This is a genomic window from Bryobacter aggregatus MPL3 (assembly GCF_000702445.1).
GTDB lineage: Bacteria > Acidobacteriota > Terriglobia > Bryobacterales > Bryobacteraceae > Bryobacter > Bryobacter aggregatus.
Genome location: NZ_JNIF01000003.1, coordinates 297,784 through 318,239, shown reverse-complemented (window position 1 = coordinate 318,239; position 20,456 = coordinate 297,784). Strand labels below are relative to the sequence as shown.

The 20,456-nt window shown below is 58.7% G+C and carries 19 protein-coding genes; 10 read left to right on the top strand and 9 right to left on the bottom strand.

From position 1 onward, the window contains the following. Nucleotides 1-136 precede the first annotated feature (136 nt). The 3 genes from M017_RS0101810 to M017_RS0101800 are packed head-to-tail and all read left to right on the top strand — an operon-like array spanning nt 137 to nt 3,312. Nucleotides 137-415, top strand: a complete 279-nt coding sequence (locus tag M017_RS0101810; protein WP_031495334.1) for a hypothetical protein — start codon at nt 137-139, stop codon at nt 413-415. A gap of 38 nt (nt 416-453) precedes the next feature. Then, nucleotides 454-1,431, top strand: a complete 978-nt coding sequence (locus M017_RS0101805; protein WP_031495332.1) for a hypothetical protein — start codon at nt 454-456, stop codon at nt 1,429-1,431. A gap of 54 nt (nt 1,432-1,485) precedes the next feature. Next, nucleotides 1,486-3,312, top strand: a complete 1,827-nt coding sequence (locus tag M017_RS0101800) for a sialidase family protein (RefSeq protein WP_051669428.1) — start codon at nt 1,486-1,488, stop codon at nt 3,310-3,312. Here M017_RS0101800 and M017_RS0101795 read toward each other — a convergent pair. Both M017_RS0101795 and M017_RS0101790 read right to left on the bottom strand, forming a co-directional pair. Next, on the bottom strand, nt 3,305-4,654 hold the full coding sequence (locus tag M017_RS0101795; RefSeq protein WP_031495330.1) for a sigma-54-dependent transcriptional regulator: 1,350 nt from the start codon (nt 4,652-4,654) through the stop codon (nt 3,305-3,307). The two genes, M017_RS0101800 and M017_RS0101795, sit on opposite strands and share 8 nt — an antisense overlap. Beyond that, nucleotides 4,651-6,102 (bottom strand): sensor histidine kinase, encoded by a 1,452-nt coding sequence (locus tag M017_RS0101790; protein ID WP_031495329.1) that lies wholly within the window; start codon nt 6,100-6,102, stop codon nt 4,651-4,653. Before M017_RS0101790 ends, M017_RS0101795 begins: the two co-directional genes overlap by 4 nt. 206 nt (nt 6,103-6,308) lie before the next feature. On the opposite strand from M017_RS0101790, the gene M017_RS0101785 reads away from it, so the two are divergent. From M017_RS0101785 to M017_RS0101770, 4 genes are read left to right on the top strand one after another with little or no spacing between them, the layout of a single operon-like run. Continuing rightward, on the top strand, nt 6,309-7,583 hold the full coding sequence (locus M017_RS0101785; RefSeq protein ID WP_162179808.1) for a TolC family protein: 1,275 nt from the start codon (nt 6,309-6,311) through the stop codon (nt 7,581-7,583). After that, on the top strand, nt 7,580-8,734 hold the full coding sequence (locus tag M017_RS0101780; RefSeq protein WP_031495327.1) for an efflux RND transporter periplasmic adaptor subunit: 1,155 nt from the start codon (nt 7,580-7,582) through the stop codon (nt 8,732-8,734). Before M017_RS0101785 ends, M017_RS0101780 begins: the two co-directional genes overlap by 4 nt. A 16-nt stretch (nt 8,735-8,750) precedes the next feature. Next, nucleotides 8,751-11,828 carry an efflux RND transporter permease subunit gene (locus M017_RS0101775; RefSeq protein WP_031495325.1) on the top strand — a complete coding sequence of 1,026 codons (3,078 nt, stop codon included), beginning with the start codon at nt 8,751-8,753 and terminating at the stop codon, nt 11,826-11,828. After that, nucleotides 11,825-12,160: a DUF190 domain-containing protein gene (locus tag M017_RS0101770; protein WP_035957600.1), complete on the top strand. Its 336-nt coding sequence runs from the start codon at nt 11,825-11,827 to the stop codon at nt 12,158-12,160. The genes M017_RS0101775 and M017_RS0101770 overlap by 4 nt, the downstream gene beginning before the upstream one ends. Here M017_RS0101770 and M017_RS0101765 read toward each other — a convergent pair. The 3 genes from M017_RS0101765 to M017_RS0101755 form a co-directional block, all read right to left on the bottom strand. Further along, nucleotides 12,157-13,065, bottom strand: coding sequence for a hypothetical protein (locus M017_RS0101765; RefSeq protein ID WP_031495321.1), 909 nt, complete (start codon nt 13,063-13,065; stop codon nt 12,157-12,159). The genes M017_RS0101770 and M017_RS0101765 overlap by 4 nt on opposite strands. Before the next feature lie 6 nt (nt 13,066-13,071). Beyond that, nucleotides 13,072-15,900, bottom strand: a complete 2,829-nt coding sequence (gene secA, locus M017_RS0101760; RefSeq protein WP_031495320.1) for a preprotein translocase subunit SecA — start codon at nt 15,898-15,900, stop codon at nt 13,072-13,074. Nucleotides 15,901-15,994: 94 nt separating this feature from the next. After that, entirely contained in the window at nt 15,995-16,243 is a 249-nt protein-coding gene (locus M017_RS0101755) for a DUF6582 domain-containing protein (RefSeq protein WP_031495319.1), read from the bottom strand. A gap of 82 nt (nt 16,244-16,325) precedes the next feature. Here M017_RS0101755 and M017_RS0101750 point away from each other — a divergent pair, with 82 nt between their 5' ends. Further along, a complete protein-coding gene (locus M017_RS0101750) occupies nt 16,326-16,649 on the top strand; it encodes a YnfA family protein (RefSeq protein WP_031495317.1) in 324 nt (107 codons plus the stop codon). Here the strand turns inward: M017_RS0101750 and M017_RS0101745 are convergent. Genes M017_RS0101745 through M017_RS0101730 form a run of 4 tightly spaced genes read right to left on the bottom strand, consistent with a single transcriptional unit; the run spans nt 16,646 to nt 19,119 of the window. After that, the gene (locus tag M017_RS0101745) at nt 16,646-17,269 is read right to left on the bottom strand and encodes a C25 family cysteine peptidase (protein WP_031495315.1); all 624 of its coding nucleotides are present in this window, start codon (nt 17,267-17,269) and stop codon (nt 16,646-16,648) included. The genes M017_RS0101750 and M017_RS0101745 overlap by 4 nt on opposite strands. Nucleotide 17,270: 1 nt before the next feature. Continuing rightward, nucleotides 17,271-17,516: a hypothetical protein gene (locus M017_RS0101740; protein ID WP_031495313.1), complete on the bottom strand. Its 246-nt coding sequence runs from the start codon at nt 17,514-17,516 to the stop codon at nt 17,271-17,273. A 22-nt stretch (nt 17,517-17,538) separates the two neighbouring features. Continuing rightward, nucleotides 17,539-18,315 carry a hypothetical protein gene (locus M017_RS0101735; protein ID WP_031495312.1) on the bottom strand — a complete coding sequence of 259 codons (777 nt, stop codon included), beginning with the start codon at nt 18,313-18,315 and terminating at the stop codon, nt 17,539-17,541. Between the two features lie 27 nt (nt 18,316-18,342). After that, entirely contained in the window at nt 18,343-19,119 is a 777-nt protein-coding gene (locus M017_RS0101730; protein ID WP_035957593.1) for a phytanoyl-CoA dioxygenase family protein, read from the bottom strand. A gap of 15 nt (nt 19,120-19,134) precedes the next feature. Here M017_RS0101730 and M017_RS0101725 point away from each other — a divergent pair, with 15 nt between their 5' ends. Together M017_RS0101725 and M017_RS0101720 are read left to right on the top strand one after the other, a co-directional pair. After that, nucleotides 19,135-20,115, top strand: a complete 981-nt coding sequence (locus M017_RS0101725; protein ID WP_031495310.1) for a glycosyltransferase family 9 protein — start codon at nt 19,135-19,137, stop codon at nt 20,113-20,115. A gap of 4 nt (nt 20,116-20,119) precedes the next feature. Next, nucleotides 20,120-20,455, top strand: a complete 336-nt coding sequence (locus M017_RS0101720) for a hypothetical protein (protein WP_031495308.1) — start codon at nt 20,120-20,122, stop codon at nt 20,453-20,455. Nucleotide 20,456 lies beyond the last annotated feature (1 nt).

Sequence of the window (20,456 nt, the reverse complement as noted above, 5' to 3'; positions counted from 1 at the left end):
GGCCTTGGATTTCTCTAAGGTGGTGTGAGCGAAGGGGTTACTGCAGACAGACATCTGGAGGAAGTGGTCGCTCCGCAACGGTCCTCAGCGGTGAAACATCGCCGGATCGACGAAGTCTAATCGCAAGGAGATTCTGATGCGAACTAAACTGATTGCCCTTGCAGCTGCTGGACTATTTGTTTTGGCCAGCGGCCTGCACGCCGCTGACGACATCAAAGACCAGAAAAAAGCCGAGAAGGCCAGAATAAAGGCCGAGAAAGCACAGGCCAAAGCAGACAGAGAAGCCATCAAGTATGACGAGGCCAGCTATCGCCGCTACGTCAAAGAACAGAATAAAGAAGATAAAGAATGGGATAAGCTCCAGGAAAAAGAGCGGGACGCCTACTATAAGTGGCTGAAAAAGAACAAATCATAGGCGGCGAAACCTCAGTCTGCCTGTTCTAAACTCTTGGTGTGCCGAAGATCCCGAAACTCAATGGAGTGGCGCTCACCGGCTTCAGTCTTTTGGTTCTTGGCTTCCTTTCGTTCTTCTTCTCTGCTCGGAATTTTTGGACTTATGCCCGGATGCGCACGATCGATGCCACGGTCATCGGGAGTCAGTTGCATATCGATCTGGTTCCTGCAGAAGGTGACTCGCTCGAGTGGGTGCGCTACGAGTTGCTGCTGGATTTGCAAGCGGATGGTCCGTCGGGGCGTCTTTTCCATTGGGACACCGATGCGGGGAGAGCGGCCTATCCCGAAGAGGCTCTTGATGAATTGCAACTTTGGGCGCCTGGAACGCGCCACCAGGTGCAGATGATTCGAGGGCATGCCCGTGAGTTACGTCTTCCCGATACGGAAGTAAATCCAGAACTGGAGAAGGGAATCGGTTTCCTGATGCTGGGTCTCATGCTGGGATTGAGCGCGTTGGGAGCCCTGGCGGGGCTTGCCGAGGAGCATTCTTTCTTGCGCAAGTTTCGCTGGACCCGTTCGCTGGGCGTCTGGACGGTCTTTTTCGGATTTGGTCTATTGCCGCTTGTGGGCTGGATCTTCTTTACCTTCTTTTCTGTGCAGAAGCTTTGGACCTGGCAAGAAGTGGTCGCCCACCGGGTGGAGGCCGCACACCATTTCGATGTCGCAACTCTATCGCCTGAGATCCACATCAGTCCGGCTGCGAAAGAGAAACTGGCGTCGCAGGACTACGAACTGATCACCTACGACTGGCAGGGCCGCAGGCTGCGCGGAGGCATTGGGCATCTGGAAGGCGTGCACGATCACTTTCTCAATCGCGGTGGTGCAGATGGAAGCTACTGCTTCCGGATCCACCCGATGCGCCGCTGGGAGTTATCGGCCAACCTTGGGTGGAACGAGGATTTCTGGGCTCCGTTCGGAATGCTGCTCTTCTTCGGAGTTGCTTTCTGTGGAGCAGCGCTGGTGATCCGGAAAACTTAGCCAGACATCCCTTGAGTCGATACAATTGGGCCAATTCCATTTGGTTCTTTTCCGATGCGCACCTTCCTTCTCCTCTTTCTCAGTTGCTGCTTTGCGTTGTCCCAAACACCGGACTGGCGGAACATCCTGAATGGCAGCGTGATTCCAGATGAGTCTTATGCCGACCAGCCCTACGTCGTCAAAACAAAGGATGGGGCATGGCTCATGGTGATGACGACTGGCTCAGGAGCGGAAGGGGCTGGCGGGCAGCATGTGATCAGCGCTCGCAGTACGGATCGCGGCAGAAGCTGGGAGAAGGCAGTCGATGTGGAACCGTCGAGTGGGCCGGAAGCAAGCTATGCCGTATTGCTGCAGGCCAACAGCGGCCGCGTCTATGTGTTCTACAACCACAACACCGACAATACGCGGAAGATCATTGCCGACAAGCCAACTTACAAAGATGGCTTTGTGACACGCGTCGATAGCCAGGGCCATTTTGTATTCAAGTATTCAGACGACAACGGCAAGAGTTGGTCGAGCCAGCGCTATGAAGTACCGATGCGGGACTTCGAGATCGATCGTCAGAATCCGTATGCCGGCAGGATCAAATTCTTCTGGAATGTCGGCAAGGCATTTGCGTATCGTGGTGCGGGCTATGTTCCGGTTCATAAGGTGGGTGGCTTTGGCGAGGGCTTTTTTACTTCCAGCGAAGGCGCGCTCCTGCGCAGTGCGAATATTCTGACGGAGCGAGACCCGAACAAGATTGAGTGGCAGACCTTACCGGATGGGGATCTGGGAATTCGTACCCCCAAGGGCGGCGGTCCGATTGCCGAGGAGCAGTCTTTTGCGGTCCTGAGTGATGGATCGATGCTCTGCGTGTTCCGGACGATCGATGGCCATTCCGCATTCACCTATAGCCGCGATGGAGGCCGAAGCTGGGAGCCGTCCCAGTACATGCGTTACGCCGATGGGCGGCTCATCAAGCATCCGCGCGCGGCAAACTTTGTCTGGCGCTGCGAGAACGGAAAATTCCTCTATTGGTTTCACAACCATGGAGGCCGTTTCATTCGCGAGAGCCCGAATCGGCGCACGATCGCCTATGAAGATCGCAACCCGGTGTGGCTGTCTGGTGGGGTGGAGCTGGACTCTCCTCAGGGCAAGGTGATCCGTTGGTCGCAGCCCGAGATTGTTCTTTACGATGACGATCCTCTCATCCGCATAAGTTATCCCGATCTGGTGGAGGAGGGCGGGGAATACTATCTCACGGAGACACAGAAGGATGTGGCTCGTGTGCATCAGATCGACAAGACCTTGCTGGCAGGTCTCTGGTCGCAGGACGATGCAAAGAGTGTGCCGAAAAGCGGGTTGATTCTGGATGTGGCGTCACCCAAGACGGTGGCTGCTCCGGCGTTGCCTGTGTTCCTGCGCCGCTCCCGCCGTGCCGATTATGGGAGTGAGCATTCGCGCGCCGGGGTTTCGATTGAGGTAGAGCTCCATCTGCGCGACGATCGCCCGGGGCAAGTGCTGGTGGACAACCGGAGTGCCGACGGCAAAGGATTTGCCTTGTTGACTGCCGAGGCCGGTGCTGTCGAGATCGTGCTGCAGGATGGCCGTACGGAGAATCGTTGGCAGAGTGACCCGGGAGTTTTGAGTACGGCCAAGCGTCATCATGTGGTGGCGATTGTCGATGCCGGGCCGAATCTCATCACCTTTGTGGTGGACGGAAAGCTCTCCGATGGCGGAGACACAAGGCAATTCGGGTTCGGCCGCTTCAGCCCGAATCTTTATGGCATCAATGGCAGCCCGGTACTTCGCTTTGGAGAATTTGTTCTGCACTGCCGGCTCTACGGCCGCGCGTTACGGACTTCTGAGGCGATCGGTGCTTTTCGCGCGGTTAAGTAATTTGGAACTCGTTCATCTTTTCGTAGAGGAGACGGCGCTGGATGCCAAGAATCCGTGCGGCTTCGGTTTTATTGCCTTTCGCCTCGTGGAGGGCTGCTTTCAGGAGTTGGAGTTCGACACTGCGGATCACCGGCCAATAACCCTCGTGTACGGGAATCGCTTCGAGCCAATTGGCTGGTGTGCGCGTGGGGGCAGCTTTGGTCTGGATGCAGTCGGGAGTGATGATGCCGCCTGGGGCTAGGACGATGGCGCGCGTGACGACGTTTTCCAGTTCCCGGACATTGCCCGGCCAGTCGTGATTCATCAGCAACTCGAGCGCGTCGTCCCGGAGTTGCAGCGGACGGTCAGAACGTCCGAGGAAGCGCTGGATGAGGAGCGGGATGTCTTCTTTGCGCTCGCGCAACGGGGGCAGTTCGATCCTCACGACATTGAGGCGATACAGCAGGTCTTCGCGGAAACGCCCTGCGACCACGGCCTCGGTGAGGTCCTGGGCGGTGGCCGTGATGAGGCGAAAATCAACTGGGATGGGGGTGTTGCTGCCCAGCCTTTCGATGCTGCGCTCCTGTACGGCGCGCAGCAGTTTTGCCTGGAGGGCTGGCGTGAGTTCAGCGATCTCGTCGAGAAACAGAGTGCCTCCGGAGGCCTGCTCAAAGCGCCCGATCCGGCGAGCGAGCGCGTTGGTGAATGCGCCCCGTTCATGGCCGAAGAGTTCGGCTTCAAGCAGCGCATCGGGGATTGCCGCGCAGTTGATCTTGACGAGCGGACCGCCGGCGCGGCTGCTGAACTCATGGATGGCGCCGGCAACCAGTTCTTTGCCGGTTCCCGATTCGCCTGAAATCAGGACGGTGGCGTTGGTGGCGGCAACCCGGCCGATCAACTTATAGACGGCTTGCATCGGAAGGCTGTGGCCGACGATTCCCGGGATGCTGGCACCTTTGGACGGAGCCTGATGGAGGGCGCGAACCTCGTTTTCGAGGCGCCGGTACTCGAGCGCGCGCTGGATGAGGACCGTCAGATGGTCATCGTGGATGGGCTTTGAAATGTAATCGAAGGCGCCGAGACGTGTGGCGCGGATGGCGTTAGTGCTGGAGGTCTCGGCGGTCATGATGATGACGGCAGCGTCGGAGTAGCTGGCTCGCAGCCGTTCGAGAACGGTGAGGCCGTCAAAGTCGGGAAGACGAATATCCAGCAGGATCAGATCCGGCTCGTGGCGGGCCGCCTGTTCGAGGCCTTGCTGCCCAGTCTCGGCCTTGAGGATGTTGTAGCCTTCCTCTTCGAGCAGGATGCTGAGGGCCTGTAAGGCGGGCCGCTCGTCTTCGACGATGAGGATGCTGTGTTTCAATGCGAGGGCTCCTCTGCGGGGATGAAGATCCGGAATCGGGTTCCCTGATCGGTGTTCTGGCCGGTGATTTGGGCGCCCATTTTTTCAAGTAGTGTCCGGGTGACAGCCAGGCCGAGGCCTGTGCCGTTGGGCTTGGTGGTGTAGAAGGCTTCGAAGACTCGATCTTCCTGTTCCGGCAACAGGCCTGGACCTCGATCGTAGATGTCGATCTGCAAGCCTTTACTCGTCTGGGCCATGTCGAGGGTGACGGGGCCACGCCCTTTGGAGGCGTCGATGGCATTGAGAATCACGTTGATCAGTGCCTGCTGCAGGAAGTGCGCGTCCACCAGAACCGGGTGTCCAGCCACCGCCGGGGAGATGATAATCTCAACCCCGCTCTCCTTGGCGTGCGGTGCGACCAGAGCGAGGGTGCGTTCGAGGATCGGCCCAACGAGTTGCCGGCGGAGCGCAACGGGCTCATCGGGGCGGAAGGCGAGCAGGCTCTTCAATAAGGTATCGAGGCGGTCGATTTCCCCAATAACAAGTTGTACCGGCTCGCGTGCCTCTTGCTGGTCCTTCAAGCGGCGCTCGAGGAGACGGGCATTGAGACGCATGCTGTTGAGCGGATTGCGGATCTCATGGGCGATGCCTGCCACCATGCGGCCCATGACACGGAGACGGTCCTCGCGCCGGAGTTCTGCCTCAATGGTCTGCCGGCTTTCGGCCATGGCGTTGACGGCGTCGACAATGGGTTTGAGTTCGTGGTTTTGATCGGGCAGCCGGTATTCGGGATGGCTCCGGAGTTGTTCGAGGCCCGACTGGAGCAACGAGAAGCCGCGCTGGAGACTGAAGCTGAAGCGCAGGACGATGCCTAGGGCGAGCAAGGCAAAGAGCATGACGCCCACCAGCAGAATGCGTTTGTTGAGTTCGCTCGAATCGCTGAAGTTGATGATCCGGCGGATGGTCCAGGAGGAGAGTTCCGAGTGGGGAGAGGAAAGGACCTCGACGGCGACCACGTCGCGACCATCCTGTACGGTTCTGCCCGCCAGCTTGCCGGTGCGGCGGCTCTCATCCCGTGCCTCCAGAACCAGACGGTGCTCGAGCGCGGGCTGGCGGAGGTGGGTGCCGGGTTCAGTATAGGAAGGGAAGGTGTGGCCGACGACTGTGTCGCCCCAAAGAAAGCCGCCTTCGACGTCGAGATAGGAGCGCAAGACCTCATAGGAGATGGTCTTGAGCTTCTGGTTGTCGTTGCTGTCCTCCAGATGGCGATTCTGCGCGGTCTGGAGCAATTCCTTCGCTGCGTTTTCGAGCATGCGGCAAGCTTCGCCGATGACCACGGTACGCAGGTTACGCGTGAGGTCGAGGACGAGCAGGCTGGTGAGTCCGAGTGCTACCAGGGACATAATCAGCAGCCAGGTTTGTAGTTTTTGAGCCGCGACGATGCGCGGGAATTCGATCCGCTGGAACACGATGTGCCTTTGGAACGATCATGTGCAGCGCCAATGCGGAAGCATTTGCTTGCAGCGCCGCCAGACAGTTCCTGTGAGGGAGTGTACGCTTTTCGTACGCCGCGCGCACGTTTTTTGATCGATTGGCGTGCGGTCTTCCCGGAGTGCCGTTGCATTGATTCGTAACAAGAATGGCGCAAAGCATGCTCATTAGTGAGATGCGTAACATGCGATCCCATCTTTTCCTATTCTTGTTGGCCGTGGTGCTGAGCTTTGTGTTGCAGGCGCAAACACGGACGGAGTTCACTCTCAACGATGCCCTGCGTGAGGCTCTGGACAAGAATCTGGATCTGATCGCGACGCGCTTTGATGTGCCGGTGGCGCGGGCACAGGTGATCACCGCAGGCTTGCGGCCCAACCCTGTACTGAGTTTATCTGGCGACCATTTGAATCTGCTTCCACCTCGTTACAGTTTGGAGAATCAGGCGGGGCCTTCTGAATATGCGGCGCGAACGGACTTTCTGTTTGAGCGTGGGGGCAAACGGCAATTGCGGGTGGAAGTGGCGGTTGCCGCGCAGTCGGTGACGGAGTTTCTCGTTCTGGATGCCGTACGGCAACTGACCTTTTCCGTGCAGAACGCCTTTGTCGAAGTGCTTCAGGCGAAGGCTGATCTTGGGCTGGCCCGGGAGATCTTTTCGGCCTTTGAGGAGATTGTCCGGATCAATCAGAGCCGCCTGAAGTCGGGAGATCTGTCTGAGGTGGAAGTGATCCGCTCCCAGGTAGCGATGCTGCAGTTTGAGAACACCGTCCGCCAGGCAGAGTTACAGGTGAAGACGACAGAGGCGCAGTTGCAGATCCTGCTGGGCCGCCAGAAGATGGACCCGAAGATCGAAACGGCTGGGGAGATGCGCCGCGACACGGTGGCATTGCCCCTCGACGCGCTGCGGGAGAAAGCCGTGACGCAGCGGCCCGATCTGCTTGCGCTGCAGCGGGACCGGATCCGGACCCAGGCGGATATCCGTCTGCAACTGGCGCAGGCCAAGCTCGATTACACCCTGGGATCGGAGTATCGCCGCCAACAAGGGTTGGCGGGACGTGGGAACTCGCTCGGATTTTTTGTCTCGACAGGCTTGCCGGTCTTCAACCGGAACCAGGGCGAGATCGAGCGGGCCAAGCAACAACAGATGCAGACTGAGGCGCGGCTGCGCGCAACGCAGGCCACCATCGAGAACGAGGTGGAGGTGGCGTTGCTGAAGTATGCCAGTGCGCTGCGGACGATCGAACGCTTCGAGAGCACCTTGATCGGGAAGGTGAAGGATGTCCGGCAGATCACCGAGTATTCCTACAAACGCGGTGAAGCCAGTTTCCTTGAGCTGCTTGATACGCAGCGGGCTTATAGCGAGACGATGCAGGCTTACAACGCGGCGCGGGCCGATCTGGCCGAGAGTCTTTATGGTGTGGAAGCGTCGGTGGCTTCGCAATTGAATCCGGAGAAGAAATGATGAATCGACTGACTGCGCCGGTGTTGGTGGCGCTCCTCGGCGTGTGCGGTTGCCATCCGTCCGCCGCACCCGTGAAGGCCGTGACCGACGAGCCAATCCGGAAGGGCAACGCAGTTCAGTTTCCCAAGGATTCGCCGCTGCTGGCAAAGATCCGAGTGGGCACGGCGGAGGATGCGCAGGTGCCGCAGGAAGAGCTGACGGCGCCGGGAAAAGTAGAACTGAATCCGGCGCGGGTGGCGCGGGTGATTCTTCCGTTTCCGGGGCGTGTGCGCGAGGTGAAAGTGACGCTCGGCGATAGCGTGAAGCAGGGGCAGCCGGTCTTGACCTTGGAAAGCCAGGAAGTGTCGGCCATCCAATCGGCGATTCGGCAGGCAGACGCCAATATTGCGCAGAGCAAAGCCAATCAGGCTAAAGCCGAGGCCGACCTTGCTCGTACCAAAGACCTGCTCGCCAACCGGGCGATTGCACAGAAAGAAGTTTTGACAGCAGAGACGGTGGTGGCCCAGGCGAAGGCAGGGGTGGAAGTGGCGCTGGCCACGCGTGACGAGGCCGCGCGGCGCTTGCAGTTGCTGGGATTGCAGCCAGGAAGTATGTCGCAATTGATCATGGTGCCGGCGCCCATGGCCGGGAAGGTGATGGATATTTCTGTCGCCGCGGGAGAGTTTCGCGCGGATGCGGCGGCGCCCGTCATTACGATCGCAGACTTGAGCAGCGTCTGGGTTTCAGCCGACGTGCCGGAAGATTCCATTCGCCTGATCACGGTGGGTGAGGATGTGGCGATCACTTTGAATGCTTTTCCGGACAAGGTGTTTACCGGCAAAGTGAAGCGGATTGGCGACCTTGTCGACCCACAGACGCGGACCATTAAAGTACGGGCGGAACTGCCGAATGCGGGCGGGCAACTCCGGCCGGAGATGTTCGCCACCATTCGGCATTCGCATGGGCGCAAGGCGTCGGTTGTGGTGCCAAAAGCGGCGCTCTATCAGCAACAGGACAAGACGACGCTGTATCTGGAACGCGGTCCGGGCCTGTATGAAGAAGTGCCGGTGGTGGTTTCCTGGCAGGATGCGCAGCGCGCGGCGGTGTCCGGAGACGTGCACGCGGGGGATCGCGTGGTGATTGACGGAGTCACTCAGCTCCGGGCTTACTAGGGCGGGAAGAAAGAATATGATCGGTCGACTTCTCAGATTCGCGCTCCAACAGCGATTTATCACGATCGTGATGACGCTTGCCGTGATTGCCTTCGGGGTCTATTGTTTCCGGCAACTGAAGGTGGAGGCGTATCCCGACATCTCCGATACGCAGGTGGTGATCATCACGACCTATCCGGGCCAGGCTGCCGAGGAGATGGAGCAGCAGATTACGATTCCGATCGAGCGCGCCATGAACTCGGTTCCGAACCTGATTGCGCGGCGCTCGCGCACCATCTTTGGGTTGTCGATTGTCGAGCTGACGTTCACCTATGAGACGAATGATTACTTTGCTCGGCAGGTGGTGCTCGAAAGGCTACGGGACGCGGATCTGCCGGACGGGGTGACTCCGGAAATCGCACCCCTGACGACTCCGATTGGCGAGATGTATCGCTACCGGCTCGAGGGGAGCGGACGCAGTGAACTGGAGATTCGCGAACTGCAGGATTGGGTGGTGGGGCCACGGATTCTACAGGTGTCTGGCGTCGCCGACGTGACTCCTTTTGGTGGATTGGTGAAGCAGTTTCAGGTGGAGGTGTCGCCTCCGGCGCTGGCGAAGTATGGCCTGACGATCAGTCAGGTGGTGACCGCGATCCAAGCGAATAATCGCAATGCGGGCGGCGCGATTCTGGACAGCGATCAGCAGAGCATGGTGATTCGTGGGGTGGGCCGGATTAAGGGAATTCCGGATATTGAAAACATTGTGCTGGTGGCAGTGAAGGGTGTGCCGGTGCTGGTGAAGGACATTGGCACGGTGAAGATCGGCAGTGCCCTGCCGACGGGGATCTTTGGCTGGAATGAAAAGCAGGGCGGCGTTGAAGGAATCGTGCTGCTGCGCCGTGGAGAAAATCCTTCGGAGGTATTGAAGTCGCTGGCCGTCGCGATTGCAGAACTGAACACCGAGCGGTTGCCGAAGGGCGTGCAGATTGTGCCGCTCTACGATCGCACCGATCTGGTGAGCAGCACGTTGAAGACCGTTTCGCGGACACTTCTCGAAGGATTCACGGTGGTGGTGCTGGTGCTGGTGTTTTTCTTGGGTAGCCCGCGCGCGGCGATTCTGACGGCGCTGACGATTCCCTTGTCCTTGCTGTTCGCTTTTATCTGCATGTACCTCTACGGCGTGCCGGCGAATCTGTTGAGCCTGGGCGCCTTGGACTTTGGCGTGGTGGTGGACGGGACGCTCGTCATGGTGGAGCATATCGTCCGGAACCTGTCGAAGAACGGCAAGCTGGAGCGGCCCGGACATCCATTCGATGTGATCCGCGAAGCGGCGCTCGAAGTGGAGCGGCCGATTTTCTTCTCACTGTTCATCCTGATTGCCGCTTATCTGCCGCTGTTTACTCTCGAGCGCGTCGAGCGCCGTTTGTTTACCCCCATGGCCTTTACGGTGTGCGCAGCCTTATTGGGTTCGTTATTGTTCGCCTTGACGCTGATTCCCGTGCTGGCGACTTATCTGTTCCAGAAGGACTTCAAGGGCTGGGACAACCCTCTGTTGAACTGGCTGGTGGAGCGCTATGAGGGTTTGCTCCGGATCCTGTTAAAGCAGCCGGTTGTGGTGGCCGCCTCTTCGGTGTTGATCATCATCGCCTCGATTTTTATGGGCGCCAGGCTCGGTTCCGAGTTCCTGCCGACCCTTGATGAAGGTGTGATCTGGGTGCGTGCGAATCTCCCACCAGGGACCTCGCTCGCAAAATCAGCACGCGTGGCCAATGATATGCGCGCCCTGATCCGGAAGCATCCGGAGGTATTGCTGGTAGCCTCGCAGACGGGTCGTAATGATTCCGGTACCGATCCATTTGGACCGAATCGCAACGAACTTCTCTTGACGCTGAAGCCTTACGATACCTGGCCCGCGGGAAAGACAAAGACGGATCTTGTCGCCGAACTGCGGGCTGAACTGAATCGAGAGATTCCGGGGATTCAGTTGAACTTCACCCAACCGATCATTGATACGGTGACGGAATCGGTGACGGGTTCGTCGGCGGACCTGGCTGTGATCCTGCGTGGCAGTGACCTCACAGAGTTGCGGGGGCTTGCCGGTAAGACTCTCGACATGTTGCGCAAGGTGCCAGGCTCGGCGGACAGTTCGATTGAGCAGGAGGCGGACCAGCCGGGCTTGCGCATCCAGATTGACCGCAGCAAGACGGCGCGTTATGGCTTGAACGTGGATGACCTGGCGAAAACGATCGAATCGGCGCTGGGTGGGGTGGCGGTGAGCTCGGTGTTTGAGAATGATCGCAAGTTCGATCTGGCGGTTCGCTATGCGCCGGAGTATCGCAGCGATACTGCGCGCCTGGGGCAAATGTTGATTCGCACTGCAGATGGAGGGCAGGTGCCTCTTGCGCAGCTGGCGAATATTGAAGTGGTCGACGGGCCAAGTATCATTCTGCGGCGCGAGAATCAGCGAGCCATCGCGGTCCGCACGAACATCGTGGGCCGGGATCAAGGCGGTTTTGTGATCGACGCCCAGAAGCGCTTTCTGCGTGAGGTTCCTTTGCCGCCCGGCTATCAAGTGGTGTGGGGTGGGCAGTTTGAGAATCTCGATCGGGCGCGGCAGCGCTTGTACTTCATCATCCCGGTAACAATCGCGATCATCTTTGCTCTCTTGTTCTTTGCTTTCAACTCGACCTCCAGTGCTTTTCTGGTGCTGTTGAATGTTCCGTTCTCGATGGTGGGCGGCATTCTCCTGCTCTATCTGCGCGGGATCAATCTCAGTGTGTCGGCCGCGGTCGGCTTCATCAGTTTGTTTGGTGTGGCGGTGATGAGCGGTGTGTTGTACATCTCAGAGATTTCCCGGCGGCGGACTGAGGATGATGTTCCGCTGCTCGAGGCGGTGATTCTGGGCGCGAAGTATCAGTTGCGTCCGCGCTTGATTCTGATTCTGGTCGCGTTGTTGGGGATGGTGCCGGCGGCGAGAGCGGTGGGGATCGGCTCAGATGTGCAGCGGCCACTGGCGACGGTGGTGGTGGGTGGTCTTGCTTCCACTCTATTTTTGACCTTGCTTGCGCTGCCCAGCCTCTACTATCTGGTGGAGCGAAGAAAGGAAGCGAAATGAAAATCGAGATGAAGAAGTGCCTGCAGATCGTGGTGGAGGATGTGGATTGGCATCACAGCGAACCCTTGTATGCGGCGATCATCCGGATTCTTCATAAGCGCGGATTAGCCGGTGCTACCGTTTGCGAGGGCGTGATGGGCTATGGCATCCATGGCCGCATCCATCGCAAGGGGCTGTTTGGGGTGACCAATGAGAAGCCGATTGTGATTTTCGCCGTGGATACCGACGAGAAGATTCGCAAGGTGCTGCCGGAGATCAGCAAGCTGGTCAAAGAAGGGCTGATTTTTCTGGCGGATGTAGAAGTGATCAGCAGCGAGCCGCCGGCAGTTTAGATGCCGAGGCTGGTCATTTCCGGCTCGTGATCGCGGCCGGACCAGTGTCTGCCATAGGCGCGAATCAGCGCGAAGATCATCCCAAAGACAAAGCAGGCGACGAGCAGAATCCCGCAGAGCTTGAAGATGCCCATCATGAACTTGCCGGGATTGGGCTGCGGTTTCTCCGGAGCCTTGTCCATCATGACCTCCGCCTTATATTGCACGGTACTGGCCAGATCCGTTGCGGTTTTCTCGCTCAGGGGCTTGCCGCTCGGCAGGACCATGGCGACCAGAGGCCCCTGCCGCAGTGCCGTTGCGCCTTCCACTTGCCGGAGCGCCTGAAACTGCTGTTTGGCGATCGCGTGATTCGGATAGCGGAGAACCGCCAGGGTCGCGAGGCCTTCTGGCGTCATATATTGCGCCAATTGCAGCTCGCCGGCAAAATCGAAGCCCGCGGCGGCGACAGGAATTCTGGGCTCAAAGGCGCGCAGGGATTCCGGACCGAGGATCAGCCGTTCTGTTCCGCTTTTTCTGCCTTTGGCCGGGTGATAGCCCAATAAGTTGGGCGCCGCAGAGCGATCGAGCTTGGGGAGAGCCGGGTAGAGATACGCGTCAATAGCTCCCCGGGGCGCGGTGCCCTCGAGAGTCTGAAACACATAGTTCTGGTGGCGGAATACCTTGCGCTTGGGGTCCTGCAGGCTTTGCTCGAGCGCGACAGCGCCCGTGACATCCTTCAACCGGTACGCCGCCAAATGGAATTTCTTGGCGCCCGACTGGTAGGTGGCCGATTCGGATTCTGTGAGTCCAAATTCTTTTGCCACCGCCGGTAAGGGCGCTTCCGCCGTGCTGGCCGCAGTCCGCTTCCAATCGTCAATCGACGGGGGAAGAATCGTTGCTAACAGGAACAGGGCGGGTACTACCATCGCGGTCTAAGCTCCGTGGCACTTTTTGTATTTTTTGCCGCTGCCGCAGGGACAAAGATCATTGCGGCCGATCTTTGCGCCCTTGACCACAGGCTGCGGTTTGGAAGAAGTAGAAGTGTCGCCGCCAATGTACTGCAGAGCTTCGAGCTCCTTCTCCTTCTTGCGCTGGATATTGCGCGTGAAGTCGGCGATGGCCGGGGGCGGAGCCACGGGGGCTGCCACGGGTACCGGTGCCTCTTCGTACTCTTCGTCGTCGCCGTCCGAGTACAAATCGCCATCCTCATCGATTTGGATGGGCGCACGGGTCAAAATGTTCCCGTCCTGATCGGTTACTTGCATCGAATAGAGGAATTTCACTGCCTCATCTTCCATGCGCGCCATCATGTCCTGGAAGAGCGTGAAGCTTTCCTTCTTGTACTCGATCAGCGGATCCTTCTGGCCGTAGCCGCGGAGGTAGATGCCCTCCTTCAGGTGGTCCATCGAGAGAAGATGGTCCTTCCACTGGTTGTCGATGATGTTGAGGACGATGTAGCGCTCGGTTTCGCGCATGGCCTCCGAGCCGATCAGCAATTCCTTCTCGTCATAACGGGCGTTGAGCTGTCCGATGATCTCCTGCTCGATCGCCTCGCGGCCGTAATCCTCATAAGAGGCCGTATTGATCTTGAGACCGAACTGGTTGAGCACGTCGGCTTCAAGACCAGCGAAATCCCACTCTTCACTGCGGACGCCTTCGGGCAGACGCGCATCGATAAAGGAGCCAGCAATGCTGGTGACCATCTCGCGGATGCGTTCCTTCTGCTCGACGCCGGTCAGCATGGCGCGGCGCAACCCGTAGACGGCCTGGCGCTGCTTGTTCATGACGTCGTCGTATTCGAGCAGGTGCTTACGGGCCGAGAAGTGATTTGCTTCGACTGATTTCTGCGCTGCTTCAATGCGGCGGGTGATTAGGCTCGACTCGATCGGTACGTCTTCCTCCATACCGAGACGGAGCATCAGGCCCTGGATCTTGTCGCCACCGAAAATACGCAGCAGGTCGTCCTGCAGCGAGAGGTAGAAGCGGGAGCCACCAGGGTCGCCCTGACGGCCGGCGCGGCCGCGGAGCTGGTTGTCGATACGGCGGGATTCGTGACGCTCGGTGCCGAGAACAAAAAGGCCGCCGAGACGGGAGACTTCATCGTGCTCGAGGTCGGTTTCCTTCTTGATGCTCGCGTAGAGCGCCTTGAACTCTTCGGCGTGCACGCCTTCCGGATCTTTGCCGGCGCGGTGCATCTGGTCTTTGGCGAGGAACTCAGCATTGCCACCGAGCAGAATGTCCGTACCGCGGCCGGCCATGTTGGTGGAGACGGTGACGGCGCCCTTGCGGCCTGCCTGGGCGATGATGTGGGCTTCGCGCTCGTGATTCTTCGCGTTCAGCACTTCGTGCCGGACACCGGCGCGGCGCAGGGCGGCAGAGAGTTTTTCGGACTTCTCGACGCTGATCGTGCCGACGAGAACGGGCTGGCCCTTCTCGTGCAGTGCCTTGATCTCAACGGCGGCATTGCGGTATTTCTCTTCTTCGGTGCGATAGACGATGTCGTTCAGATCCTTGCGGATCATTGACTGGTTGGTCGGAATCTGGACAACGTCGAGCTTATAGGTCTTGCCGAATTCGGCGGCTTCCGTGTCGGCTGTACCGGTCATACCGGCCAGCTTCTTGTACATGCGGAAGTAGTTCTGGAAGGTGATGGTGGCGAGGGTCTGATTCTCGCGTTCGATCTTGACGCCTTCCTTCGCCTCGACGGCCTGGTGCAGGCCATCGGACCAGCGGCGTCCGGGCATCAGACGGCCGGTGAACTCGTCGACAATGACGACTTCGCCATTCTGCACAACGTATTCGCGATCGCGCTGGTACAGCACCGCGGCGCGCAGGCCTTGCTGGACATGGTGGTTCAGTTCCATGTTCTCGATGTCGTAGAGGTTGCCGCAGTTCAGCAGGCGTTCGACCTTATGCACGCCTTCTTCGGTGAGGGCGACGTTGCGCTGCTTTTCATCGACTGTGTAGTCACCGGTGTAGAACTTTTCGCCTGCCTCACGGCCTTCGATCACTTCGCCGCGCACTAGCTTGGGGATGATCGTGTTGATGCGGTAGTACTTGTCGGTGGATTCTTCGCTCGGGCCGGAGATGATGAGCGGCGTACGCGATTCGTCGATCAGGATCGAGTCGACTTCGTCCACAATCGCGAAATTATGTTCGCGCTGGACGCAGGATTCGATGCGGAACTTCATGTTGTCGCGCAGATAATCGAAGCCAAATTCGTTATTGGTGCCGTAGGTGATGTCGCAAGCATAGGCGTTGCGGCGCTCTTCTTCGGTGATGTCGTGCGTGATGCAACCGATGGTCAGGCCGAGGAAGGTATGAATGCGGCCCATCCATTCCGAGTCACGTTTGGCCAGGTAATCGTTGACCGTGATGACGTGGACGCCTTTGCCTTCGAGGGCATTCAGGTAGCAGGGCAGCGTGGCGACGAGGGTTTTGCCTTCACCGGTGCGCATTTCCGCGATTTTCCCTTGGTGAAGCACCGCGCCGCCAATCAATTGCACGTCAAAATGACGCATGTTCAGCACGCGCCGCCCTGCCTCACGACAGACCGCAAACGCTTCTACGAGTAGATCGTCGAGGGTTTCGCCGTTCGCCAAGCGTTGCTTGAATTCGGTAGTTTTTGCTGCGAGCTCCGCGTCAGAAAGTTTCTGCATCGCGGGTTCGAGATTGTTGATCGCTTCGACCTTGGGCTTGATGCGCTTGACTTCACGCTCATGCTTGGTGCCGAAGATCTTTGCGAGAACGGCATCGACCATAAGTATCTATTTCTATTTCAGTTTAGCAGTGGGGGCCGATTGCTTGACTGGAGAATCGGGGAGGGGGTGGCTGAACGAATGGTTAGGACCGCTTTTACTTTTTGACCGCTGGCAGATCTTTCCAGGACTTTTCTTGCAGGGTGACACCAAACTTCTTGGCTGCGGCTTCGATGCGGCGCCAGGCAGCGTCACGTTCCGCATCGCTCACTCCTTTCACCTGATTGAAACGGGCCACTGCGTTGCGAACATGCGCTGCGTTTTCCAGCGGTTCTTTTTCTGCTTCCGGAAATGCGAATTGCTTTTCCGGAATGTGTTTGCGTTGTTCTGTGGTGAGTTTTGCCATTTGTATGGGAGAAAGTGCGGAGCGGCTGGACGTTTCAACCGCGAGCCGCGCGTCATACTTTGGAGGCAGGGAAGGATTTCTTTTGGCGAACTTTGCTTGGTATTTGTTAGCGGCACTTTGCGAGATCGGCGGGTGTTTTGCGTTCTGGGTGTGGCAGCGGGAAGGGAAGAGCGCCGGGTGGGTGTTGCCTGGCCTGGCAGCGTTGGCCGTATTTGCACTCGCGTTGACGCGCGTGGAGGCGGCAAGTGCGGGACGGGCCTTCGCCGCTTATGGCGGGATTTATATTTTGAGCTCGCTGTTGTGGATGTGGGGTGTGGAGGGCGTTCGTCCCGATCGCTGGGACCTGAGCGGCGTACTGGTGTGCCTGTTGGGTGCCGGACTGATTTTGCTGGGGCCGCGCAGCTAAAGCGGGGCGAAGTGTGTGGTGCCGTGCAGCACGATGTGGTCGCGCATGGCGAGCGCGGCAAAGTATTTGAGGGCGGCGTTCGGGTGGCTGCTGTATCTTCCGGTGTCATAGTCGGTAACGACCGAATCCAGCTGGGCGTACAACTCGTCGCGGCATTGTTGCATTGTCTGGCCCAAACGGAGACCGGAGAGTCCGGCAACGATGGCATCGCCAATCGGGTCGATCCCTTTATGAGGGCTGAGGACCGCCACGCTGATGGTGAATCCCAGCCAGGCTGCCACTCCAAAGGTCACCGCCCCTGGGCCGAGAATGCATCCAGTTTTACAGGCAATTGAGACGACCGCCTTCGCCTGCGCCGGGACAAAATCGGGTGCTGTTACGGTGGTGGCTGCGTTGGTTCGCCAGGAGCGCTCGTCGCCGTGTCCAAAGTAACAGAGCAAGGTGACGGAACTTGCCAGTGCGGATACGATTTGGGAGTGGTTCGGAGGGCTGAACTGGTTGATATCGGCACTTTTCTGGTGGCCGGCAGCGATCCAGTCGGCGGCAACTGCGTCGGCCCAACTGGAGGCTTGCTGGGCAGCGACATCATCCTCCGGTCGAATCAAGGAAAAATGGGACATGTCAGGCCTCTGCGGGCAGACCGTGGAAACGATTCAGGACCATGTCGATTCCTTCGCGGCGAATGCCATGCTCCAGAATCTCTAGAATTGCCTGGCCATCCTCTGTTTCCTGCTGGACGGCCCGGACAATCTCGCGCGGTGTGAGTATCGCTCCTCCCCCGATGAAGCCGATGACAGGCTCCTCTGGAGCGGATTTTGCCCATATGATGAGCGCTTCGATCACCTTGGCGCGTTCAGCCTGTGACATAACTTGAACTTAGCAAAAAATACTAAGAGAGGGCATCTGCGTCTTCCCAGAACTCTTCTGCCGAAGCAGCCGCGATCGGCTTGATGGGACCTTTGTATCCCAGGGCGCCTGTTGCATCCACCTCCGGATGAGACCACCAATGGTCCCGTACCCGTAATCCGGAACAAAAGGCACTCGATGGGTCCGCAACAATCGATTGGATGAGTGCTTTGTTGGTCGCGGCGATGGAGACTCCGGCGGTGAGCTTGAGTTCGGCCGGGGCGGCCACATCCACATTGCCGCTGATGGAAAGCGCAACGTTGGTGCCGCCGGAACTGGAGGCGATCAGTGTCATGCGGTCGACGGTGGCCAGCGAATGGACCAGCACCCAGTCGGGCTTCCAGACGCCCCAATGATAAGCCGTGAGAATCGCCTGCCGGAAGCGGTCTAGCTCTTCAAGGACGGTGATCTTGCGGTTGACCAGCGCGAGCAGCCAGGAGTTTGCGGACTGAAATGAGATGTCGAAACCGGCGTTGGCCTGGGCCAGATCGGGGAAGAACGAGGAGGCAGCGCCCTTGCCGCGGAACTTCATCGAGACGTCGTTGCCGGATTGCTGGAACAGGTCCACGCCGGCGGTCTGTGCCTGCCGCACTCCCGCGACCGGAATCTCGAGGATGGAAGCAGAACTTCCTTCAAGCGTGAAGTCCCCGCTCTTTCGATTGACGCTGATGATGTCGCCCAGCCGCAGATTCAATCCAAACGGCATGATGAGCCGCAGGTCTGTATCTTTCTGAATGGATTTAATGAGATTCCAGCTCATCTCGACTCCACCTTTGCTGGAATGATGTTACTTCAGAAAGCCGGAGGTTACTGCAACTATTTCTGAAAGACGATCATTCTCCGGGTCGTCGAGGGCGAGGAGCTTTCGCAGTTCCGGTGAGAAATGAGCCTGGGTCGCCGCATCGATGAGCCGTTTCTGAAATTGCTGTTGTGGCTTGTCAGCACGGCAATAGAAAGAGTGCATCGCCCGGCGGGGCTTGGCGGTGCGATTCGCGGTGCCGCCATGCCAGGTGTGGGCGTTGCAGATGACGAGTGTGCCGGCTTTGCCCGTAACCAGGATCTGCTCGGGATGGGCGGCAAAGGGGTCTGTCATCTGCTCCTGCGGCCGTTGCTTCCAACGATGGGAACCCGGGACGATGCGGGTGGCCCCGTTGTCGGGCGTGAAATCGTCGAGCATGAAGATCGTATTGGCGACCCAATATCCGTGCTCGTCTGCGATCGCGTTCATGTCGACATGCAAGGGCTGGTCGGCTGCCGAGTTGGGGTCTGTACTGCGGACGTTGAGGCTGGAGAGTTTGAAATTGGGGCCCATGATGTGTGCATTCGCGGTGAGCACCTCTGGAATCTGGACCGCCTCTTCGAACACGTTGCCTTTGTTGACACAATTGGCCAGGCGGCGCGCACCCGCCTCCTTTTTAAACTCCGAACCGGCGTGTTCGCCTTCCAATTGGAAGAGCTCTTCGATGCGAGAACGAAGCGCCTCCAGTTGGGCCTTTTCGAGGAGTTCTGGGAGGACGAGGAAGCCGTCGCGGTCGAGAGCCTGCAACTGTTCGCCGGTGATCATGCTGAGATAGATTCTATGCGGATTCTTGTGCGGGCCACCAATTGGCTGGGGGATGCCATCATGTGTCTGCCTGCGATGGAAGCGCTGCGGGCGGCGCACCCATCGGCAAAAATTACGGTTCTGGGGCTGCCCTGGCTGCGGGATCTTTACGGCGGTGAAAGCTTCTGCGATGAGGTAATTGCCTATCCCACGGAGCGCGGGCTCAAGAATCTCAAGGGGAAACGGCGTCTGGCTTTGGCGCTACGCGGACACTTTGATGTCGCGATTCTGATGCAGAATGCGTTTGAAGCGGCGGCCTTTGCCTATGCAGCGGGGGTGCCGCAGCGAGTGGGTTATGATCGCGACGGCCGGGGTTGGCTCTTGACGGATGCGATCGAGCTTCCTGTGATTGGCCACGAGCGCTTTTATTATCTGGAGTTGCTACGGCGCTCCGGCTGGATTCCGGGCTATGACGCGGAGGCGCCGATTCGCTTGCGGGGTGTGAAGCCCAAAGAATTTGGAAAGCGGGTGATCGGGGTGAGCCCCGGGGCGGCATTCGGCACCGCCAAACGCTGGTTTCCGGAGCGTTTTGCCGAGGCGGCTGCACTGGTGGCGTTGGAACGCGGTGCGAGTGTGGCGCTCTTTGGGAGTGCGAACGAGCAAGACATCGTCGGAGTAGTGGAGCGCGAATTGACGGCTCGTGGCATTGCAGTTGTGAACTACGCGGGCCGCACCGGTCTGCGAGAGTTCATCGAACTGTGTGCGGGCTGCGAACTGATGTTGACCAATGACAGCGGGGCGATGCATGTCGCCTATGCGGTTGGCACTCCGAGCGTCACTGTATTTGGCAGCACCGATCCGATTGGCACTGGACCGGTGGGGGAACGCGCGGTGATTGTCCGCGAAGCGGTGTCCTGTTCGCCGTGCAAGCTACGGGAATGTCCGATTGATCACCGCTGCATGACGCGGATTTCCGCCGAGAGGGTAGCGCTGACGGCCATTTCGCTGCTGAAATAGAAGATTGGATACCCGAACAAAGATCATTGCGCGGGCAGATGCGATTCTCCGGCTTCAGGACGAGAATCTGTTGGCGGTGAGAATCGATTGTGACCCGCTCTCTGCCGGCCTGGCCCGCAAACTGAATGCCTATGGCCGCCCCTTGCTCGCTGTGTTGAGCGAGAAGCAGGAGAGCTATCTGGCCACACAAGCCCGGGCGGAATTGGCAGCGAGCCTGGCTGTTGTGCGTTACGTCACGATCGACGCGGACCTGGCTGTGGCGGAAGATCTGCGCCGTGAAGAAGAGACTTGGCGCGGAGAACTGGAATCCGTGGTGCTCGCCAAGAGCAGGATGCAATAGA

What these genes read in the sequence shown, in the direction of transcription:
- M017_RS0101810 (WP_031495334.1), top strand. Translation starts at nt 137, where the DNA reads ATGCGAACTAAACTGATTGCCCTTGCAGCTGCTGGACTATTTGTTTTG.
- M017_RS0101800 (WP_051669428.1), top strand. Translation starts at nt 1,486, where the DNA reads ATGCGCACCTTCCTTCTCCTCTTTCTCAGTTGCTGCTTTGCGTTGTCC.
- M017_RS0101785 (WP_162179808.1), top strand. Translation starts at nt 6,309, where the DNA reads ATGCGATCCCATCTTTTCCTATTCTTGTTGGCCGTGGTGCTGAGCTTT.
- M017_RS0101780 (WP_031495327.1), top strand. Translation starts at nt 7,580, where the DNA reads ATGATGAATCGACTGACTGCGCCGGTGTTGGTGGCGCTCCTCGGCGTG.
- M017_RS0101775 (WP_031495325.1), top strand. Translation starts at nt 8,751, where the DNA reads ATGATCGGTCGACTTCTCAGATTCGCGCTCCAACAGCGATTTATCACG.
- M017_RS0101770 (WP_035957600.1), top strand. Translation starts at nt 11,825, where the DNA reads ATGAAAATCGAGATGAAGAAGTGCCTGCAGATCGTGGTGGAGGATGTG.
- M017_RS0101765 (WP_031495321.1), bottom strand. Translation starts at nt 13,065, where the DNA reads ATGGTAGTACCCGCCCTGTTCCTGTTAGCAACGATTCTTCCCCCGTCG.
- secA (WP_031495320.1), bottom strand. Translation starts at nt 15,900, where the DNA reads ATGGTCGATGCCGTTCTCGCAAAGATCTTCGGCACCAAGCATGAGCGT.
- M017_RS0101755 (WP_031495319.1), bottom strand. Translation starts at nt 16,243, where the DNA reads ATGGCAAAACTCACCACAGAACAACGCAAACACATTCCGGAAAAGCAA.
- M017_RS0101745 (WP_031495315.1), bottom strand. Translation starts at nt 17,269, where the DNA reads ATGTCCCATTTTTCCTTGATTCGACCGGAGGATGATGTCGCTGCCCAG.
- M017_RS0101740 (WP_031495313.1), bottom strand. Translation starts at nt 17,516, where the DNA reads ATGTCACAGGCTGAACGCGCCAAGGTGATCGAAGCGCTCATCATATGG.
- M017_RS0101735 (WP_031495312.1), bottom strand. Translation starts at nt 18,315, where the DNA reads ATGAGCTGGAATCTCATTAAATCCATTCAGAAAGATACAGACCTGCGG.
- M017_RS0101730 (WP_035957593.1), bottom strand. Translation starts at nt 19,119, where the DNA reads ATGATCACCGGCGAACAGTTGCAGGCTCTCGACCGCGACGGCTTCCTC.
- M017_RS0101725 (WP_031495310.1), top strand. Translation starts at nt 19,135, where the DNA reads ATGCGGATTCTTGTGCGGGCCACCAATTGGCTGGGGGATGCCATCATG.